Here is a 20,730-nt window from a genome sequence, read left to right on the forward strand (position 1 = left end):
TAAAAGACGGAAAAAGCTCGCTTGCCCAGCCGGGCCGAACCTCTCGCCAACGCAGTGCGATTCACGTCGTTGCCTGGCGTTTAAAGGCCTTGCCCGTTCAGTAGGAAATTCGTCCATCGACGATTGTCGACGATCCCGAGGAAAGCTGTTGTCTCAACACCTGCCTCGCATCGTCGCTGATGATCGACATCGGAGCTGCGACTGCGACCTTTGCCGCCGAGCCCGCCAGATCCGCGGTTCGCACGGCCGCAATGCCTACCCTATCCGCAAGCGAGACCTGGCCAGCGTCCAATGACTGCCCTGCCAGCCGCCGTCCGAGCAGTTGGACCATGTCGCGATTGTCCGCAAAGGTATTGTGGCCCAGCGCGTCGTCGGGCTTTACGGCGCTCGTATCGACGACCGTGATCCCGAGCTTGGCCAAGTCTGCCGCATAGGGTGTCGAATCGAAGCCGCCGACCCGGTTGACGCCACCGGAGAGCCACCGCGAAACCTGCAGCGCCTTGTCCTTGGTGGAGGAAAAAATCGTGAAATGCGGTCGTTGCACGCCCATCTCGATCATCTGGCGGCGGAAGACGTCGATATCGATGTCGGGCGATGCGAGGATGACATTCTTCACCTTTGACGGAATTGTCTTGTTGCGCATGGCAACGCCGCGCAACGCTTCCGCCGTCAAGCATGATCCCATGGAGTGGGCAAGGATCGTCACCTCACCGACATCGGGACTTTTGGCAGCCTGCAGGATCATATCTTCGAGCGCCCGTCGCGAGAAATTCGTGCTTTCCTTGTCGTAGAGATAGTCGAAAACGTTGCCGCGCGAGGGCCAGGTGAAGAGGATCGGCGCGGCATCCGTTCCGGAATCATGCATGATCTGCGCGAAGCGGAAGACGGCGTCGGCATAGGTATTGTTGAAGCCGTGCACGAAGATGACGACCTGCCGCTTGGCATTGCGGTTCTTGCCGAACCATTCGAAAATGTTGCGCTCGGACGCCACCCTTCCGACCTTGAGGACAGCGAACTCCTTTTCGGGATTGGCCGGCACATGCGATGGCCATTGCACTTCGCCGATCTTGCGATTTCGATCGGGAGGAATGGAAACGACGATATCGTTGAGAGAAATCGCCGTTCCACGTTCGCCGGAATAAAGCTCGCCTGGTTTGTCGGTCGGCTGGCGTGTCGTCGCCACCATCATGTCCACGGTGCTGGTGCCTGGTCCCGCGGTTGCGACCGGCTGGAGAACATTCTCCAGTCGGCCCGCGCAGCCTGCCAGCACCGACAGGGAGATCAGAACGGAAAGACCAGACCGCTTGAGAGCAAATGAGGTCAAGCTGCGCTGTGCGCAGGCAGCATAACGGGTGCTGCCGGCGAGGTCCCTTCGTCCAACCTTTTGCATCGGACGCCCCTTCAATGTTGCGCGTCATCGCGAGGAATTCGGAACCAGGCAACATAGAGTGCCGGGAGGAAGAGCAGCGTCAGAACCGTACCGACGACGATGCCGCCCATCATCGCATAGGCCATGGGGCCCCAGAATATCTCCCTGGAGATCGGGATCAGCGCAAGCGTTGCGGCAGCCGCCGTCAGCATGATGGGCCGCATTCGATGCTCGGTCGCTTCGATGACCGCTTGCCAGGCCGGCACACCCTCGCTTCGGAGGTGCTCGATCTGCACGACAAGGATCACCGAGTTGCGGATCAAGATACCTATGAGAGCAAGTACGCCAAGGATTGCGACGAATCCCATGGGCGCGTTGCTGAAGAGAAGTGCTGTAACGACACCGATAAGCGCTGTGGGAGCAACAGCAAACACCAGAAACAGCCTGCTGAAGCTTTGCAGCTGGATCATCAGGATCGTCGCCATGATGAACAGCATCAGCGGCGCTACCGCCACGATCGGCCCCTGCGCTTTGGCGCTCTCCTCTACCGAGCCGCCATCGACGATGTGGTAGCCGCTTGGGAGTGTCTTGCGGAACTCGTCAACCTTCGGCTGCAATTCTTTGACGATCGTCGCCGGCTGCGTCGGTCCGACCACGGCAGCCTTGATGGTGATGGTCGGTATGCGGGTGCGCCGCCAAATCGTCGGCTGCTCCAGCTCGTAGTGGAAATTCGCAACCGCGGACAACGGTACGGATTTGCCATTGGAACCGCCAAGCTGGAGGTTCTGCAGCGTCTCGATCGAACCTCGCTCGGAGGTCTGGGCGCGGCCGATCACGTCGATGAGATAGATATCATCCCGGATCTGCGTGGCCGACGATCCCTCGACGATGCTGTTCAGTGCTGTTGCAATGTCCTGCGAGGAGACTCCCAGTTGCCGTGCCTTGTCCTGAAGGACATCGACCTTGACCACGCGTGACGGTTCGTTCCAGTCGAAGGTCATGTTGGATAGCAAAGGATGCTGACCGACGATACCGGCGAATTTCTGGGAAATGTCTCTGACCTTCTGGATATCCGGCCCGCTCACCCGGTACTGCACCGGCTTGCCGACTGGGGGGCCGATGTCGAGCAGCTTCACGAATGCATCGGTTCCGGGGAAGGTCTTCGTCAGATAATCCTGCAGTTCGGCTTTGACCTTGTCACGAACGTCGAGCCCCTTGGTGACGATCACGGTCTGACCGAACGAGACATCGGGAGTCTGCACGTCAAAGGACAGGATGAAACGAGGAGCGCCTTGGCCGACATAACTCGTCCAGTGATCGATATCCTTGTTGTTGGCCAGCATCTCGCGTTCGAACCTGGCCATCTGCTTGTTCGTCTCCGAAATCGAGCTGTTCTGCGGCAGGTTCCAGTCGACGATCAGTTCCGGTCTGTCGGAGGACGGGAAAAACTGCTGCTGCACAAGGCTCATCCCGCCGATGGAAAGAGCGAAGGCTGCAACCGTTGCGGCGATCGTAACCCAGCGCCAACGCAGGGCGGCACGCAAAAGCCATGCAAAGGCACGGGTAAAACGGCCTTTCTGCTCATGATGGGATTTCATGGTTTTCGGAAGGATCGAAACGCCGAGCAACGGCGTGAACAGGACTGCAACGATCCATGAAACCAGGAGCGAAACGGCAATGACCACGAAGAGGGTGAACGTGAATTCACCGGCGGCGCTGGTATTGAGGCCGACCGGGATGAACCCTGCGACGGTCACGAGCGTACCGGTCAGCATCGGGAAGGCGGTCGAGGTATAGACGTATGTCGCCGCTTTTCTCAGGTCGTCGCCCACTTCCAGTCGGGCAACCATCATTTCCACCGCGATCATGGCGTCATCGACGAGAAGGCCAAGGGCGATGATCAGCGCGCCGAGCGAAATACGCTGCATGGAAATGCCGGTATATGCCATCACGAGGAAGGTGATCGCAAGCACGAGCGGAATGGAGATGGCCACCACAAGCCCTGCCCGGACGCCGAGGCTGATGAAGCTGATCGCAAGCACGATGACGATCGCCTCGAACAGCGCGCGCGTGAAGCCCGACACGGCCTCGTCGACGACGGCGGGCTGATCGGAAACGCGCTGGACGTCCACGCCGATGGGAAGATCGGCCGTGACCTGCTCGATCTCCTTGTCGAGCGCCTTGCCGAATTCAAGGAGATTCGCCCCAGTCTTCATGCCGATGGCAAGCCCGATCGCCGGCTGGCCGTTATATCTGAACAGCGCCGAGGGGGGATCGACATAGCCGCGTTTGATCGTCGCGACGTCGGTCAACGGGAAGAAGCGGTCGTTGACGCGAAGATTGATCGATCTAAGGCTTTCCTCCGACGTGAACTGGCCGCTGACCCGCAAGGCGATGCGCTCGGGACCGGCATCGACGAAGCCTGACTGGGTGACGGCATTCTGCGCCTGCAGCGTGTCGATGACGGATTGCTGGTTAAGTCCGAGGGCTGCGATTTTTCGTGTAGAAAATTCTAGATAGATGGCCTCGTCCTGCGCACCGATGATGTCGACCTTGCCGACATTTGCGACCGTCAGCACCTTTGCGCGCGCAGTCTCGACGAGATCACGAAGCTGTCGCTGTGTCAGTCCATCGCTGGTAAAAGCGTAGATATTGCCATAGACGTCACCGAAGGTGTCGTTGAAAAACGGTCCAACGACACCGCTCGGAAAATCTCCCTTGATGTCGCCGATCATGTTGCGGACCCGCGTCCAGATGGCATTGACATCCCTGGCTTTGGTCGTTGGCAGGAGCTCGACGAAAATGGTCGTCTTGCCGGCAACCGTCTCGCTCTTGGTATAATCGAGCGAATCCAGCTCCTCGAGCTTCTTTTCGATACGGTCGGTGACTTGTTTGGTCACCTCCTCGGCTGACGCACCAGGCCATTGCGCCTGAATGATCATGGTCTTGATGGTAAAGTCGGGGTCTTCTTCGCGGCCAAGACCGACATAGGAAAACGCGCCGGCCAGAATGAAGACAATCATGAAATACCAGACGAGCGAACGATGTTCGAGCGCCCAGTCGGACAGGTTGAATTTCTTCACGGGGATTTTCCTTAATCTACCCTGACGGCCTGGCCGTCGGCAAGCTTGTGAACGCCGGCAGTAACGATGCGTTCGCCGGGGTTGATGCCTTCGGTGATCTTCACGGAGCCGCCCTCGACGAGATCGCCGTCGATCTTGATCGGCCGAATGGAGACCTTGCGAGCTGCGGTATCGACCACCCAGACGTTCGGCTTTCCATCCTTCATCAGGACGGAGGACGACGGCAGCAGGATCATTGGATCTGCAACGACAGTCGCGGTTGCAGTGACGACGGAGCCGAGGCGAAACGTTGCCGGCGGATCGATGAGCGTGATTTTCGTGCGCCGCGTGCGGGTGGTCGCCTCGGCTTCCGGGGCGATCTCTCTCACGGTGCCGCTTGTGCGAATGGTCGGATCGAGCTGGAGGGCGATCTCAAAGGGTGATCCCACCTTGAGGCCATCGAAGCTTGCCACCGGTATGTCGATGATGACATCGCGCTGGTCGGGACGGGCGACGGTGACGATGCTTTGACCTGCGGAGACGACCTGCCCGACTTCAGCCGAAGTCGCGGTCACGACGCCATCGAATTCCGCACGAAGCTGCGCATAGCCCAGCTGTTCCTCCGCCTTGTCCAGATTGGCCTGCGCCTTGGCAACGGAAGCACTCGCACTCTTGCGCCCAAGCTGCGCTTCTTCAAACGCCGCTTCACTTCCCGATCTGCTCTCGAGCAGGGATCGCTGGCGCTCCTCGGTGGATGCGGCATTGACCAACTGCGCCTGAGCATTAGAAAGCTCGGACTGCGAACTCTTGACGGCAAGTTCCAGCGAAAGCGGATCGATGGCGGCAACGATGTCGCCCTTCTTGACGATATCGCCGACGCTGACCTTGCGTGCGATGACCCGTCCCAGGACCCGAAATGCAAGCTGGGTCTCGATCCTGGCCTCGACCGTCCCCGGAAGGGTCAGGGCGGAGGCAGCGGTGGACTGGGCGACGACGGAAAGTACGGGGCGCGGCGGCTCGTAATGGGCTTCATCCTGCTTCTGGCAGGACGTCAGGAGCAGCAACGCGAGGATCGCAAGGCCGCTTGTGGCTCGGATGTTCATTTTGCGGCTCCCTTGTCATACGCAACGGTCTGGCCCGGTCGCAGGAATTTCGCGCCGTCAGCAACGACGATCTCGCCCGGCGACACGCCTGTCCGTACTGCGAAACGGCCGGTCTCGTAGCTGGAAACATCGATCTGCCGCAGCGACACGCTTGACGAAGAGGGATCGACGACCCAGACGGCCGGTTTTCCGCTTTTGGAGGCCATCGCCGACCATGGCAATTCGATTGCGTCCCGAGCGGTTGACCGGAACAAGCCGATTACCGGAGCGCCAAGCTGCATTTCGGGCGCGCCTTCGAGCCCCACCTTGACCCTGATCGTTCCGGTCGACGCATCGATCGTGGGCGAGATTTCACGTACGGAAGCCTCAACCTTATGCGATGGCGCCGAAAGGAGACTGACCGCGACCTTGTTCTCCAGATTGTGGCCCAGATAAAGGGACTCGAAAACGTTGAAGACCGCGTCGCGGGGACCGTCATGAGCGAGCGTAAAGATCAACTGTGCGGCTTGCGCCACCTGCCCGACTTCGGCATTCCTGGCGGTGATGACGCCATCGGCATCCGCACGCAATTCCGTATAGGAAAGCGCATCCTGAGCCGTGTCGAGCTGCGCCTGTGCCGATTTCACGCTTCCCTGGGCGGTCAGCAGCGTTTCCTGAGCCTGATCAAGTGCGGCACGGGTCGTAACCTGCGTCCTGAAGAGGTTTTGCTGCCGGTCGAAGGCAAGCTGAGCCTGCGTTTGCTGGGCTAGCGCCGATTGCAGGTTGGCGGTGGCAACATCCAGATCGGCCTTCTGCTCCTCGGCGTCCATCCGTGCAAGCACCTGTCCGGCCTTCACTGACGAGCCGACATCGACGAAGCGCTCGACAATGCGCCCGCTGACCCTGAAGGAAAGGTCGCTTTCCACTCGTGCGCTGATTTCGCCGGTGATGGCGCTGTTTTCCACGACCGGCGTGAGCTTGGCGACGACGGTTTCCACGTTCTTTGGCTTTGTTTCACTTTCAGCCTGCTTTTCGCATGAGGAGAGCGCTACCGCGCTCGCACCCAGCCATGCGATGACAAGGATAGTTTTCATGATCTGACCTCTTGCATCCGTCGGCCGGAGGAATATTATTGACTGACCCATTAGTCAATAGAATTTATCTTGACGCCAAACCGTCAATCACGCTCAAGGTGCGGCCATGACCGATCTAAAGAAGCTGACGCGCGCGGAGCAGAAGGCCCGTCGCCCCGTACAAATCCTGGATGCCGCGTTTGAGGAGTTCGTGGAACGCGGCTATGTCGCAACACGCGTTGAAGATATCGCCAGTAGGGTCGGCGTTACGAAGGGGACCGTCTATGTCTACTTCGAAAACAAGGAACAGCTTTTCGAGGCGATGATCCGGCACATTTCCGGGCCTCTCGAAAACCTCTTGTCAAGCGCGAATGAACTGAAAGGGACCGCCACGGAGCGGCTTCAGCAAAATATCGACCTCATCTACGATCTTATCATCAGGGATCGCAAATTGCGGGAGCTGATGAGGTTCGTCATCGCCGAAGGTTCGCGGTTTCCGCAGATCGTCGACAGGCACCACGACATATTTATCGATCCGCTCGAACGGCAGATGCAGTCCCTTATCGACGAAGGGGTAAAGCTTGGCGAGTTCCGCCAGGCACCGGCGGCGTTCTGCGACGCGGTCGTGGCACCGGCCATTGCCTTTCTATTCTTCAAGCTGCTTTTCGACGAGCGGCGAACCCTGGACAAGGCAAGCTATGTGAAGGCACATATCGATCTCGTCCTGCATGGGCTGCTTGAGCGGCGTTGAACACGCAACGCTCTTTTTCCTTTTGCCGGACATAGTGCCGTAAAATCCACAGACGCCCGGCAGCTCGCTGCAGTTTCGTTTCTTCGTCTTCGGCCTAAATTTAGCACACCAAATAATAAAATTTACGCGCGTTACCTTTTATGACGGCGCGAAACGCAAAAGAACTTGCCTGGATCTTACGTTTCCGGTTGCGCTCTCCTCCCTGCAGACGCATAAGGCGTCTGACATGGGTAACAGGGAGAATGGCCGAGGTTCGATGGAAAAACTGACGCACAAGACGATGGAGGACTTCGCGAAGTCCTGCGGCGTCTCCCGCCCTACCCTTTCCAAGTATTTTGACGATCCGACCAGCGTGAAACCGGCGACCCGAGCGCTGATCGAGGCGGCACTTCGTTCGTCGGATTACCAACCCAATCTGTATGCGCGAAACCTCAATCGCAAAAGAACCCGCAATATCGGCATCCTGGTTCCAGCCCTTACTGACCCCTTTTATGCCGAAATGGTCAATCGCCTGGAATTGCGGCTACGCAACGAGGGTTATTGGCCGATCGTGTTCTCATCGCACGGATTACCCGAACTGGAAGCAGAAGCCGTCAATACGATGTTGTCGTTGAAGGTGGCCGGTGCGCTTGTCGCACCATTGGGACAGAAATCCGACCCGCGCACCTTTGAAAAACTCGCGCAGAACCTGCCGATCGTCTACTTCGACACCTATATCGAAGGGAGCACGCCGTTCATCGGCAATGACAACTACCAGAGCGTCGCAACGATCGTCGAATATCTCTGCCGGTCCGGGGAAGCGCCGGCCTATCTCGATATACCGCACGTCAATCACAATTCACCCGAAAGGCTGGCAAGCTATATCGCCACCATGGAAGCCGCAGGCGGCGAGCCGCTGGTGATCAGCACCAATGCCGACTACACTTGGGAGTTCGAGCGAATCGGTTACGAACAGATGGATAGCCTGCTCCGGGCAAAGTCTCTTCCCCGCAAAACCATCCTCTGCGCGAATGATCGCCTCGCCTTCGGCGTGATGTCAGCCGCATTCGCGCATGGGCTCAAAGTAGGGCGTAAAAAGGGTGATCATCTGCGCATAGCAGCGCATGATGACCATCCCTTGAGCCGATACACCTGCCCGCCGCTGACGACGATGGCGCAGGACTTCGCCGCGATGACGGCAAGCGGCGTCAATACGCTGCTGACATTGCTCGGAGACGCGAGTGCGCCGGTTCAGACGATCCCGCACAAGCTCAGCCTGAATGGAACGCTTGTCATGCGGCAGTCGGCCTGAAGCCGCGCCTGCTGTTCATCCTACCGAGAGCTAGCCTCGAAGCTGTGCCAGGCTGCTACGGCCGCCTCCACGGCCCGCCGAGCCTCCGCCACGTACCTTCCCATCGACACGAAGCCATGGATCTGTCCCGGCCAATGACGATGCACCATAGGCACGCCTTCTTCCCGCAGCCGCTTGGCATAGGCCATGCCTTCGTCAACCAGAATGTCGTGCCCGGCTGTTGCGACGAAGGCCGGCGCCACCCCGGCGAGGAGGGTTTCAGCCCGTAGCGGCGATACCCTCCAATTGGTGATATCGGCTGTGGTGCGGACATAGTGATCGCGAAACCATCTCATCGTAGCGGCAGTCAAGCCGAAGCCCTCGGCATAGCGATAGTAGCTATCAGCCACCTGGGTGGCGTCGGTGTTGGGATAGATGAGCAGCTGGGCCGCTATCGGCGCGGCTTCGCCGCGGCGCGACATCAATGCCAGAACGGCGGCCAGATTGCCGCCGGCGCTATCGCCGGCGACGGCGATCCGCTTGGGATCGATACCGAGATCTGCAGCAAATTGAGCTGCGAATGCCAATGCCGCGGCGCAATCCTTCACGCCGACGGGGAATTTGTGTTCCGGCGCCAGCCGGTAGTCGGGGCAGATCACGGTACACTTGCCAATATTGGCGAACCATCGGCAAATTTCGTCGTGCGATTCGAGATTACCGATTACCCAGCCGCCGCCGTGAAAATAGATGAGGCCCGGACCATCCTTCAAAGCTGCGCCGATACCGCGATAGATGCGTAAGGCGATCGGACCATTGGGACCGGTGATCTGGCGATCCTCGACCGAAGCGACGGCCTCCTTTGCACCTTGGAGCATCGGGCAAGCGACATCGTAGTCGATACGAGCCTCTTGAGGTGTACCCGTTTCAAACGGCCGATCGTTCGATCCGCTGGTCATGGCGAGCACGCGCCGGGCGCTTTCATCCAGCTTCTCCATTGATTATCCCTCCTCTGCAGCGATCAGGCGAGAAAACTGCGTGCTTCGTCTTCGTCAAGACGCGGGGGCGGCGTGAATTGCGTATCGATCCTGACCGACTGTCGGCTTTCACCCGACCGTAGGATAGCCTCCATGATCTCAAGGACATGAAGGGCCAGCTCTCCGGATGCGCGCGATGGCCGGCCCTCCTGAAGTCCTCGCGCGAGGTCTGCGACGCCGAGCATGCGGTAATTTGCCCGGTCCGGAGAGTCAAAAGGCCAGTTTTTCGCGCCGTAAAGTTCGCCGTCGCTTTCGAAATCGCGCCAGTTCGCGCCATGCTCGGACAGTGACACCGTTCCGCCGAATGTGTCCGGGTCGGGCAAACGCAGTGAACCTTCGCTGCCGTGCAGCTCGATTGGATGATTGGAGTGACGAAAGACGTCCCAGGAGGCACCGAAATTCACCGTCGCGCCAGATTGGAATTCCAGAAGTGATAGAATGTTTGTAGGCGTGCCGACCTTGAAGCGCGTGTTCTTGAATGGGCCGTCGGCGGTGATCAGGCGCTCTTCCTGGCTTTTCGTCGCCATTGCCATGACCCGCACGACCGGACCAAGCAGGTTCACCATCATCGTCAGATAATAAGGCCCCATATCGAAGACCGGACCGCCGCCCGGCTGGTAGTAGAATTGCGGATTGGGGTGCCAGTGCTCCATGCCGCGTCCCATCATGAAGGCGGTGCCGCTGACCGGACGACCGATCGCGCCCTCATCCATCAGGCGCCGCGCCCGGCGGCCTGCCGCGCCGAGGAACGTATCGGGTGCAGATCCCAGCCGCAGTCCGCGCCGCTTCGCTTCCGCCACAAGAATGCGGCCGTCGGCCGCCGACGTCGCAAGCGGCTTTTCGGTGAAGACGTGCTTGTCAGCCGACAGGGCCGACATTGTCACGTCGAAATGGACGGCTGGAACAGTAAGGTTCAGCACGAGATCGACTTCGGGATCGGCCAGCAATTGGTCGACGCTCGAGGCACGAGTGCCATATTCGCGGGCACGCAAGGCCGCGGCGTCGGCGGATATGTCGGCACAAGCCCGCAATTCGACGCCGGCAAACAGCGCCGCATTGCGCAGATACGTCATCGAGATGTTACCGCAGCCGATAACGCCGATGCCGAGTTTAGCTTTTGAATTGCCAGCCATATTACCCAATCCTCCCTGATCTACCACATCTATTCGCTGCGTTTCGACGCATCCGACGATGACTCCCGGATCGATTTAAAGCATCTTATTTCTTGACGCGCGACAAATTTTTATAAAACATATGCGAATACTGGCGCGGAGATTTGGAGGTCGCCGGTCTTCCTGGGAGGGAAACATGACAGATATCAAGAAGACGCCGGCTCACGCCAAGAGTGCCGGACAGTCGATAATGCTTGATCGTCGTCAGCTAGTGCTGGGTGCCGCCGGCACCGCCATCGGTACGGCAATGCTTGGTGTTGCCTCAGGCCTGGGCATCCGCCCGGCACGCGCGGCCGATCGGACGGAAATCAGCTTTGCCAGCGCCAGCTTCTTCGGCAAGGAAGGTCTTGGCGATCTCGTCAAGGCTTTCAACGAGTCGCAAAGCCGCATCACCGTCAAGTTCATCGAACTGCCGCCGCCGAGTTCGTCGACGGAAGTCTATCAGGGCCTCGTTCAGCAACTCGCCCGCCGCAACGGAACGCCCGACGTCTTCAGCAAGGACGTCATCTGGATCGCCGGTTTTGCGTCTGCCGGCTGGGCGCTGCCGCTTGACGAATATTTCCCGAAGGACAAGCGCGCCGATTATTTCCCCGGCACGGTGGCTGCCTGCACCTACGGCGGCAAGCTGACCGCACTGCCATGGTTCGTCGATTCCGGCATGTTCTACTATCGCAAGGACCTGGTGGAAAAGCACGGCGGCAAGGTGCCGGAAACCTGGGCCGACATGGCGACGATGGCGGCAGAGGCGCAAAAGGCCGGCGATGCCAAATTCGGTTATCTCTGGCAGGGCAAGCAGGCCGAGGTTCTGGTCTGCGATGCGGTGGAAATCATTGCATCCAATGGCGGCTCCATCCTTTCCGCCGACGGAAAATCCTCCGTCATCGGCGACGATGACGCCGTTGCCGCGATCCAGTTCCTGTATGACACCATCAACAAGACGAAGATCAGCCCTCAGAACGTGCTCTCCTGGGACGAGGAGCCATCTCGCCAGCCGTTCACCTCGGGTGAGGCGATGTTCATGCGCAACTGGTCCTATGTCTATCCGATTGCGCAGGACCCGAAAGCCTCGCATGTGGTCGACAAGGTCGCCGTCGCGCCGTTGCCGCATTTTGCCGGCGGCAAGAGCTCGGCATGCCTCGGCGGCTACCAGCTCGGCGTCAATGCCAACTCAAAGAAGCGGGAAGCGGCGATCGAATTCCTGACCTGGATGTCTTCACCCGAAACCCAGACCCGACTTGCCCTTAATTTCGGTCTTGCGCCGTCCCGGCCTGCCATCTTCCAGGATGCGAAGCTGAAGGCAGAGCAGCCGTTCATGGCGAGCCTTCAGAACGTCTTCACCGGAGCCACGCCGCGGCCGATCACGCCGCAATATGCCAAGGTGACGCTGGCACTGCAGTCCAGCATCTCCAAGGCACTGGTCAGCGGCAACGTCAAGGCGGAACTGCAGGCAGCCGCAGCCCAGATCACTAAGATCGTCAGCTGACATGGCAGTAACGATGACGGCTGCCGTTTCCGGGCAAACATCGGGCAAGTCGGGGGCGCTCTCAAGCGCCCTCTGGCCCTGGCTGTTGCTGCTGCCGGCATTTCTCTCGCTCGCATCGGTATCCTTCTATCCGATCGTCAATGGCGTCTATCTATCCTTCACCAACCGCTCGCTGATTACCCAGGACGATGATTTCGTCGGTATCGCCAATTATGTGCAGCTGCTGGCCGATCCGCCATTCTGGAATGCCTGGTGGCACACGATCTGGTTTACGCTGGTCTCGACCTTGCTCGAGACCTTCATCGGCCTGGCGATGGCGCTGATCCTTTGCGAGACCTTCGCCGGCCGGGGCATGGTTCGCGCCGCCATGCTCGTGCCCTGGGCCATGCCGACCGTGGTGACGTCGAAAATGTTCGGCTGGCTCTTCGACGGTCAGCACGGCATCATCAATTTCATCCTCCTGCATGCCGGACTCATCAACCAGAACGTCAATTGGTACGGCTCGCCCGACACGGCGCTGACGACGATCATTCTTGCCGATGTTTGGAAGACCACGCCATTCATGGCGCTCCTGTTGCTGACCGGGCTGCAAACGGTTCCGAAATCGCTGATCGAGGCGGCACGCATCGATGGTGCCGGAGCCTGGACGATCTTCTGGCATATCCGCCTACCGCTCCTGATGCCGACGCTGCTGATCGCCGGCCTTTTCCGCGCGCTCGATGCCTTCCGCGTCTTCGATCTCGTCTACGTGCTGACGGGCGGCGGTCCGGCTGATTCCACCGAGACCCTTTCGACGCTGTCCTATAAAGTGCTCTTTTCGACGCTTCAGTTCGGCTATGGCTCGGCGGTGTCGACCGCCATGTTCATCACCGAGGGGCTGATCGCTATCGGCTTCTGCGTCTTCCTCGTGCGCCAGATCAGGAGGACGACATGAACGGAGAGCGCTCAGTCTTCCAGAACATCCTCATCTATCTCGGCGCCCTGTTCATCCTCATCTGGTCCGCAGGCCCGTTCATCTGGCAATTTTCGACATCGCTCCAGCTCGACAAGGCACTGACCGAGGGGACGCCCTCGCTCATACCGAACCCGTTCACTCTGGAGCACTACTACAACGCCTTCGTCGAAAAAGGCCTGCATCACTATGTGCTGAATTCGCTCGTCGTTTCGCTGGCGACCACCGCCCTTTGTCTGATCGTCGGTTCGCTGGCTGCCTTTTCGCTATCGCGCCTCGATGTGAAGGGACGCTTCGGCATCCTGACGGTCATCCTTTCGGTATCGATGTTTCCGCAGATCGCGCTGGTCGGGCCGCTTTATCTCATCGCCTCCGATCTCGGGCTGCTCGACACCTATACCGCGCTAATCATCACCTATCTTGCGCTCGGATTGCCGCTGGTGACCTGGGTACTGTTCGGTTATTTCGAAACGCTTCCGCGCGAAATCGACGAGGCAGCCCGCATAGACGGCGTCGGCCCTCTCGGCCTGCTCTGGCATATCATCCTACCGATGTCGTTGCCGAGCCTTGTCACGACCGGCCTGCTTGCCTTCATCACCGCTTGGAACGAGTTCCTGTTCGCGCTGGCCTTCACCTCGGACAGCGACAGCCAGACGATTCCGGTCGGCATCGCCAATTTCACCAACCAATATTATGTGCCTTGGGGAGACATCGCAGCCGCATCGGCCGTCGTCACCATACCGCTCATCATTTTGGTGCTCTTCTTCCAACGACACATCATCGAAGGCCTGACCCAAGGCGGAATCAAGGAATAGCGGGAATGCGCAAGGACATAAAAGTCGGCTGCCAGACGTTTACATGGGAGATGCTCGACAATGCCTGGACAGGAACGGCTGACGACCTGCTGTCGGCGATTTCCGCAGGCGGTTACTCCGGTATCGAAATTACCGACACGATGATCGGCCGCTATGGCGCGGACCCGCATGCTTTCGCAAATGCGTTGCGAGATTGCGGCTTGACGCTCGTCTCCTTCGCCTTCGGCTCGAAGAGCGGCTTTACGGTGGCCGACGCGATGAAGGATGATCTGGCGACGGCCAAGCGCTGGATCGACTATGCAGCGCATTTTCCCGGCGCACTCGTTTCCATCGGCTCGGCGACCGTCGTTTCCGACGGTCCGCGAGACGACAAGTTCACCATTGCCGGCGAGTTCTACAATCGCGCCGGAGAGCTGGGCAAGGCCGCCGGCGTCGAGGTCGCCGTACATCCGAGCTCGCATCACAACACGCTGCTGTTCGACCGTGCCGATTACGACCGCATCTTCACACTCCTCGACCCGAGCCTGGTCGGCTGGGTGCCGGATACCGGCCATATTCTGCGGGGGCATCCCGACATGCTTGATACGATGCGCACCTATCAGGACCGTATCCGCTACCTGCATCTGAAGGATGTCGATGCACAGGGCCGATGGGCGATGCTCGGTGAGGGCGTTCTCGATACGCCGGCCGTGATCGACCTCGTCTCCGTCGCTCCCCATTTCAATGGCTGGCTGGTGTTGGAAGAGGAATCGGAGACGGCCGGCGCCGATCCTGCCGCAGCGGTCAAAGCCAATCGCCAAACCATGCGCGGCTACGGGGCGTAAGGAAGAAGACCATGATCGAAAAGGAAAGTCGCCGTCTTCGTGTGGGAGTCCTCGGCTGCGGGCCGATCGCGCAGTTCGCGCATCTGGAATCCTGCGTCAAGGCGAGGAATGCCGATCTTTATGCGATCTGCGACGCGGCCCCCGATCTTCTGGCCCGCATGGGCGCGACCTATGAACCGCGGAAGATGTACGGCGACTATGACGCCATGCTGGCCGATCCCGAGCTGGAGGCCGTAATCGTCGCAACGTCCGACGCCTATCACGTGCCGATGTCGATCAAGGCGCTGGAAGCCGGAAAGCATGTGCTCTGCGAAAAGCCGATCGGCGTGTCGGTCGAGGAAGGGCAGCAGCTTGCCGAGGCCGTGCGCCGATGCGGAAAGATCCTGCAAGTCGGGCACATGAAACGCTTCGATCCGGCGCTCGAGGCGGCGCGCGATTTCGTGCGCGATGACATAGGCCAGATCTTTGCGATGAAGGCCTGGTATTGCGATTCCACCCACCGCTATACCAATACCGATGCTGTACAGCCCCTGCCCGTCACCAGCAAGCTTGCGCGCAAGCCCTCAGGCAATCCCAAGGCCGATCTCCGGCAATATTTCATGCTGGCGCATGGCTCGCATCTGGTCGACACCGCGCGCTTTTTCTGCGGCGAGATCGTCGCCGTTCGCGCCCGGCTTCTGGAACGCGCCGGCGCCTATTGCTGGTTCGTGGAGACCGAGTTTGCCAACGGCGCCCTCGGCCATCTGGACCTGACGGTTGCGGTGCGCATGGACTGGCATGAAGGTTTCCAGCTTTACGGCGAAAACGGCTCTGTTCTCGCAAAGACCTTCAATCCCTGGTATTTCCGCTCGAGCGAAGTGGAAATCTTTCACGAGAAGGATGCGACAAGCCGGAAGCCGCTGGGCGCCGACGGCCATTTCTTCCGCCGGCAGTTGGAGGGGCTCGCCGACACTGCGCTGAACGGCGCGCCGATGCGCGGCGCGAATGTCGAGGACGGCCTCGCCTCCATCCGCGCGATGGTGGCGATCGCCCGATCGGTGGAACGAGGCGAGCGCGTCGAACTCGCATCGGTTTCGGGAGCGGTCTGATGCAAATCGGCATATTCGCCAAGACCTTTCCCGGAACGGAGCCGCTCGGCGTTCTCTCGGCCGTGCGGGATAGCGGTTACACATGCGCGCAGTTCAATCTCGCCTGCTGCGGTCTCCCGTCTATGCCCGATACCGTTTCGAAAGAAACGATCGCTGCGATCCGGACAGCCGTCGAGGCGACGGGTATCTCGCTCGCTGCTCTATCGGGCACCTACAACATGGCTCACCCCGATATTGCCGTTCGCCGATCGGGCCTCGCCCAGCTCGCCGTCATCATCGAAACGGCGGCCGCACTCTCGATTCCGCTGGTGACGCTTTGCACCGGAACGCGCGACCCGAACGACCAATGGGCACATCATCCCGACAATGGCGACGCTTCCGCCTGGGCCGACATGGCCGCTGAAATGTCGAAAGCCCTGGAGCTGGCGGAGCGGCATGGCGTCGATCTCGGTATCGAGCCGGAGCAGGCCAATATCGTCACCTCGGCACGCGACGCCCGACGGCTGATCGACGAGATGGGATCGCCGCGGCTGCGCATCGTGCTTGATCCGGCCAATCTTTTCGAGCAAGCGACGCGGGCGCAAGCGCGGGCGATCGTCGCAGAGGCGGTCGAAATCTCCGCCGGTCATATCGTCCTGGCGCACGCCAAGGATCGTTATAGCGACGGCCGCTTTGCAACTGCCGGACAAGGCGTGGTGGATTTTGCCGATTTCATCGCGCGGCTGCGTTCGGTGAATTTCGACGGACCGCTCGTGACACATGGCCTTTCGGCTTCCGAAGCGGCCGGCGTCGCCGGCTTTCTCAAGGCGCTGATCTGATGGGACAGAAATCGTTCAAGCGCGGCGATGCGGAACTGGCCATCTATGAGGATGGACAGGGGCTTCCGGTCATCTTCCAACACGGACTTGGCGGCGATGAGGCGCAGGTCGCGCAGAATGTCCCCGCTTCGGCAGGCATTCACCGACTAACGCTGGAATGCCGCGGACATGGTGCATCCTCGCTGGGCAATGCGCGACCCTTTTCGATTCATATGTTTGCCAAGGATGTTCTGGCCGCAACCACCGAATACGGGTTCGACCGCTTCATCGTCGGCGGCATTTCGATGGGCGCGGCCATTGCGCTGCATCTTGCCCATCATCACGCCAATCGGGTCGCCGGCCTCGTTCTCGTGCGTCCCGCCTGGACCTTCGAGGCATCGCCCGACAATCTCGCGCCGATCCGGGCCGTTGCCGCCCTGATCCGTTCGCACCCGATCGAGGAAGCCAAAAACCGTTTTGTCGCCTCTGAGACCGGACGACGGATCGCCTCGGAGGCACCGGACAACTTCTCCTCCCTGCTTGGCTATTTCGACCGACCGGATGCTCTCGCCTTTGCCTCCGTTCTGGCTGACATCGCCGCAGACGGACCGGATGTGCCACAGGCAGCGGCAGCCGCCCTCGCCGTGCCCACCCTCGTCATCGGCAGCCGGCACGACGCGATCCATCCGCTCTCCTGCGCGCAGACGCTCGCCAACGTCATTCCCGGCGCAAGCTTTGTCGAAGTTACCGCCAAGGCCATCGACAAAGACAGGCATTTTGCCGAGGTCCAAGACGCCATCGCGCATTTTCTAGCAGCCCAAACACCCCGGAGTTTCATTCATCATGACGTCCAGACCCTTTTCCGGCCCGGCGGCCATCGCAGCGCTTCCCCGCAACAGGCTTCTCGGCGAATTCTCGCTCTGGTCGGCCGATCTTGCCAATATGGAAACCGATCTCAAGCGCATAGAGCCTTATGTCGACCTGCATCACATCGATGTCGCCGATGCGCGCTTTACGCCGGGCTTCCTGTTCTTTCCGGATTTTGTCGCGCGCATCGCCAAGTCGACCGCCAAGCCGATCCACGTCCATCTCATGGTCGAGGCTGAAATCGTCGAGGAGCAGACGCGCCAGTTCATAGAAGCAGGGGCGGATTTGATCAGCGTCCATGCTGAAAACGGCGACGCCGGCTTGCGCGCAATTGCACTTGCCAGGGATCTGGGTGCCGAAGCCGGCGTGGTGCTGCGGCTGGAAACGCCCGTATCGGCGATCGACCCCTTCATCGATCATGTCGCCTTCGTGACGCTGCTCGGAACCTCGATCGGCGTCAAGGGACAAAGCCTTTCCGAAAAAGCCTGCGACCGGCTGATCGAAGCGCGCTCTCTGCTGAGGAAGGCAGGCCGCGAAGATCGGATCATACTCGCCGCCGATGGCGGCATTCGCGAACAAACGGTGCCGCTTCTGCGCCAAGCAGGCGCGCAGACGGTCGTTCTCGGATCGCTGGCATTCGGCGACAAGAATCTTGCCGACCGGATCGCCTGGCTGCATGGACTGGAGAGCCGGGTTTCGTGAAAAAGGTCGCTCTTGCATTCGATCTCGGTGGAACGGAGCTTCGCGCCGCGCTTATCGATGATGCGGGACGCCTTCTGTCGTTCTCGTCGCTGTCGACGGATGCGGCCGGCGGCCCCGCCGCCGTCATCCGCCAGATCGAACAGCTGGCCGAAACGGTGCTGGCGCAAACGCCTGGTCTTTCGCCGATCGGGATTGGGATCGGTGCGCCCGGCCCGCTCGATCCGGACGCCGGTGTCGTCATTGCCGCGCCGACGCTCGTCGGATGGCATGAGGTTCCGTTGGCGGACATTCTCCACGGCCACTTCCGGCTGCCTGTGCGGCTTGAAAACGATGCAAACGCGGCAGCGCTCGGCGAATGGCGATATGGCGCCGGCCGCGGGGCGGCGTCTATGGTGTTCGTCACGGTATCGACCGGTATCGGCGGCGGCGTGATTGCCGATGGCCGTATCCTGCATGGCAGGCGCGGTCTGGCTGCCGAGATCGGCCACATGACGATCACGAACGAGGGCGAGCGTTGCTTTTGTGGCGCAATCGGCTGCTTCGAAGCCGTCGCCTCCGGCACGGCACTCGGCAGGCGGGCAACGGGCCGCACCAGGCCGTCAGACGGATCGATGCTGCGCAAGCTCGCCGCCAACGCCGATGTAACCGGACGACACGTCGTTGAAGCCGCGCGAGAGGGCGACGCTGATGCATTGGCGCTGCTGACTGACGAGGCGCGCTTGCTGGGGATCGGCTTTACGAACCTGCTTCACCTCTATTCGCCCGACGTGCTTGTCATGGGCGGAGGAATTTCGCATGGCTTCGATCTTCTGCACGATCAAATGGTGATGACAGTTCGCGAGCGCGCCATGCCTGCCTATCGCGACGTGCCGATCGTTGCCGCACAACTCGGACGCCATGCCGGCTTGATCGGCGCGGCCAGCCTCATCTTCGACGACGAGGGAAACTCGCTTGCCAAACTGAATTGACGATCGGGCGGCCTTATCGTTGGCATTAAGTTTCATCGGGGCATCGCCATCTCGCTGAACACCGATTATTCGTGCAAGTTCCGGATCGTCGCCTCCAGTCAACGCTTATGAGGTCGTGGCGATAAGCGTTTTCCCGGAAATAACGACCCGCCTTCCTCCAAAGCGGGCTTCAAATCACGACGTCGCCGGGAATGCGCCGGCATGATCGAGCCAGGCTCATCCTTGGGCAGCGAAGAATTCTCAGAAGTCGAGCGACGGGTTCAGCTCACTTGTCCGTTCAAACAGCGCAAGATCTGGCGAGAGCCCTGAAGGCTGCTTGAGATCGAGGCAGACTGTGGCTCGATGACGGAGAGCGAAAATGGTTGCATCAGTCAAAATGCCGGTGGGCCGGAAGCGTGTATATTCAGCGATGCTCCTCGCCATGTTCATTGCCTGTATGCTGCCAATCACCGCACGCGCAGAAGCCTGCAAGGTCCCGCCGCCAATGTCCGCTTTCGATCCACCCGGATTCTACGATGATCCGGATGGCTATGGCAGGGCGATAAAGCCTTTGCATGCCTTCATCGAACAGGTGAATAAGGCGGCCGACATTGGCGACAAAGCATGCGTGGTCGCACTTCTGGACACTTGGGCTCGTGCAAATGCCTTGATGGGGCCGATCAACGGTTATCAGGGATATTTTGAGCGTTCATGGGCAGGCACAGATTTCGCTTTGGCTCTGCTCAGGTTATTTCCCCAATCGAAGAGTGCCGCGCCTGCTGTTTCACCGGCAATCTCGAAATGGCTTATCGAGATTGCAACGTCTACGCGGGATGCGGATGCCATCAACCATCTGCACAACAATCTGGTTTACTGGGCGAGCCTCGACCTCACGGCCATAGGAACGCTGACGAAGCAGCCCGACCTGGTTGATGCGGGCATTGCCCGTGCACGCGAAGGCATCAACGATATTCAGCCGAACGGCACGTTGGAGCGCGAGCTGAACCGTGGCGATCGAGCACTTCATTATCACAATTTTGCGCTCATCCCGCTGGTCTTCACCGCGGAGCTGGCGCAAGCACGCCATGTTGATCTTTATGCCGAAAATAACGGCGCCATTCGGCGTCTGGCCAATCTGGTGATCGAGGCGGTGCTCGATCCAAGCAGTTTCTCAGCCTACAGTTCGACGCCGCAACATTTTTTCCCCTGGACGTTTGCCGGCGACCTCGCCTGGATGGAGCCATATCAGGCTCGCTTTCATGATCCACAACTGATGGCCCTGATCGCTCAGCGTCGGCCTTTCATCAACCCAAGGCTTGGCGGCAACGTGACTGTTGCCTGGAGCGGACGTCCGGCAACAGGGCGTTCTCAATGACACTATCCGGAACAGCCCCGATTAACCCGCGCCTCGGATTTGCCTGAGACGGTTCAATGGAGAACCA

17 protein-coding genes and 1 pseudogene are annotated in these 20,730 nt (G+C 59.9%); 12 read left to right on the top strand and 6 right to left on the bottom strand.

Annotated features, from left to right (window positions below; translation table 11 throughout):
• Positions 1–97: 97 nt before the first annotated feature.
• From ACK83U_RS26810 to ACK83U_RS26825, 4 genes are read right to left on the bottom strand one after another with little or no spacing between them, the layout of a single operon-like run.
• Complete coding sequence (locus ACK83U_RS26810) at positions 98–1,390, bottom strand: alpha/beta hydrolase (RefSeq protein WP_412474933.1); 1,293 nt, start codon at positions 1,388–1,390, stop codon at positions 98–100.
• A gap of 11 nt (positions 1,391–1,401) precedes the next feature.
• Positions 1,402–4,452, bottom strand: a complete 3,051-nt coding sequence (locus ACK83U_RS26815) for an efflux RND transporter permease subunit (protein WP_112603127.1) — start codon at positions 4,450–4,452, stop codon at positions 1,402–1,404.
• 11 nt (positions 4,453–4,463) lie between these two features.
• Entirely contained in the window at positions 4,464–5,534 is a 1,071-nt protein-coding gene (locus ACK83U_RS26820; RefSeq protein ID WP_112603125.1) for an efflux RND transporter periplasmic adaptor subunit, read from the bottom strand.
• Positions 5,531–6,607: an efflux RND transporter periplasmic adaptor subunit gene (locus ACK83U_RS26825; RefSeq protein WP_112603123.1), complete on the bottom strand. Its 1,077-nt coding sequence runs from the start codon at positions 6,605–6,607 to the stop codon at positions 5,531–5,533. The genes ACK83U_RS26820 and ACK83U_RS26825 overlap by 4 nt, the downstream gene beginning before the upstream one ends.
• 106 nt (positions 6,608–6,713) lie before the next feature.
• Between ACK83U_RS26825 and ACK83U_RS26830 the strand changes: the two genes are divergently transcribed.
• Both ACK83U_RS26830 and ACK83U_RS26835 read left to right on the top strand, forming a co-directional pair.
• The gene (locus ACK83U_RS26830; RefSeq protein WP_112603121.1) at positions 6,714–7,337 is read left to right on the top strand and encodes a TetR/AcrR family transcriptional regulator; all 624 of its coding nucleotides are present in this window, start codon (positions 6,714–6,716) and stop codon (positions 7,335–7,337) included.
• A 256-nt stretch (positions 7,338–7,593) separates the two neighbouring features.
• Positions 7,594–8,628 (top strand): LacI family DNA-binding transcriptional regulator, encoded by a 1,035-nt coding sequence (locus ACK83U_RS26835; protein WP_112337088.1) that lies wholly within the window; start codon positions 7,594–7,596, stop codon positions 8,626–8,628.
• A 20-nt stretch (positions 8,629–8,648) separates the two neighbouring features.
• On the opposite strand, the gene ACK83U_RS26840 is transcribed toward ACK83U_RS26835, so the two are convergent.
• Positions 8,649–9,602 (bottom strand): alpha/beta hydrolase, encoded by a 954-nt coding sequence (locus ACK83U_RS26840; RefSeq protein ID WP_112603119.1) that lies wholly within the window; start codon positions 9,600–9,602, stop codon positions 8,649–8,651.
• A gap of 23 nt (positions 9,603–9,625) precedes the next feature.
• A complete protein-coding gene (locus ACK83U_RS26845; RefSeq protein ID WP_112603117.1) occupies positions 9,626–10,774 on the bottom strand; it encodes a Gfo/Idh/MocA family protein in 1,149 nt (382 codons plus the stop codon).
• Positions 10,775–10,949: 175 nt separating this feature from the next.
• Between ACK83U_RS26845 and ACK83U_RS26850 the strand changes: the two genes are divergently transcribed.
• The 10 genes and pseudogenes from ACK83U_RS26850 to ACK83U_RS26895 all read left to right on the top strand — a co-directional run bounded on the left by ACK83U_RS26850 (position 10,950) and on the right by ACK83U_RS26895 (position 20,663).
• Positions 10,950–12,296, top strand: coding sequence for an ABC transporter substrate-binding protein (locus ACK83U_RS26850; RefSeq protein ID WP_112603115.1), 1,347 nt, complete (start codon positions 10,950–10,952; stop codon positions 12,294–12,296).
• A 1-nt stretch (position 12,297) separates the two neighbouring features.
• The gene (locus ACK83U_RS26855) at positions 12,298–13,230 is read left to right on the top strand and encodes a carbohydrate ABC transporter permease (RefSeq protein WP_246712109.1); all 933 of its coding nucleotides are present in this window, start codon (positions 12,298–12,300) and stop codon (positions 13,228–13,230) included.
• Entirely contained in the window at positions 13,227–14,063 is an 837-nt protein-coding gene (locus tag ACK83U_RS26860) for a carbohydrate ABC transporter permease (RefSeq protein ID WP_112603111.1), read from the top strand. The genes ACK83U_RS26855 and ACK83U_RS26860 overlap by 4 nt, the downstream gene beginning before the upstream one ends.
• Before the next feature lie 5 nt (positions 14,064–14,068).
• Positions 14,069–14,887, top strand: a complete 819-nt coding sequence (locus tag ACK83U_RS26865) for a sugar phosphate isomerase/epimerase family protein (protein ID WP_112603109.1) — start codon at positions 14,069–14,071, stop codon at positions 14,885–14,887.
• An 11-nt stretch (positions 14,888–14,898) separates the two neighbouring features.
• Positions 14,899–15,975, top strand: coding sequence for a Gfo/Idh/MocA family protein (locus tag ACK83U_RS26870; protein WP_112603107.1), 1,077 nt, complete (start codon positions 14,899–14,901; stop codon positions 15,973–15,975).
• Positions 15,975–16,793, top strand: a complete 819-nt coding sequence (locus tag ACK83U_RS26875) for a sugar phosphate isomerase/epimerase family protein (protein WP_112603106.1) — start codon at positions 15,975–15,977, stop codon at positions 16,791–16,793. Before ACK83U_RS26870 ends, ACK83U_RS26875 begins: the two co-directional genes overlap by 1 nt.
• Positions 16,793–17,590 (top strand): annotated as a pseudogene (locus tag ACK83U_RS26880) (alpha/beta fold hydrolase); the annotation flags it as partial. The gene ACK83U_RS26875 and the pseudogene ACK83U_RS26880, both read left to right, overlap by 1 nt.
• A 25-nt stretch (positions 17,591–17,615) precedes the next feature.
• Positions 17,616–18,341, top strand: coding sequence for a ribulose-phosphate 3-epimerase (locus tag ACK83U_RS26885; protein WP_112603102.1), 726 nt, complete (start codon positions 17,616–17,618; stop codon positions 18,339–18,341).
• The gene (locus tag ACK83U_RS26890) at positions 18,338–19,309 is read left to right on the top strand and encodes an ROK family protein (protein WP_112603100.1); all 972 of its coding nucleotides are present in this window, start codon (positions 18,338–18,340) and stop codon (positions 19,307–19,309) included. The genes ACK83U_RS26885 and ACK83U_RS26890 overlap by 4 nt, the downstream gene beginning before the upstream one ends.
• A gap of 358 nt (positions 19,310–19,667) precedes the next feature.
• Positions 19,668–20,663: an alginate lyase family protein gene (locus ACK83U_RS26895; protein ID WP_412474934.1), complete on the top strand. Its 996-nt coding sequence runs from the start codon at positions 19,668–19,670 to the stop codon at positions 20,661–20,663.
• Positions 20,664–20,730 lie beyond the last annotated feature (67 nt).

The sequence above is a fragment of the Rhizobium sp. WW22 genome (assembly GCF_047041135.1).
Lineage (GTDB): Bacteria > Pseudomonadota > Alphaproteobacteria > Rhizobiales > Rhizobiaceae > Rhizobium.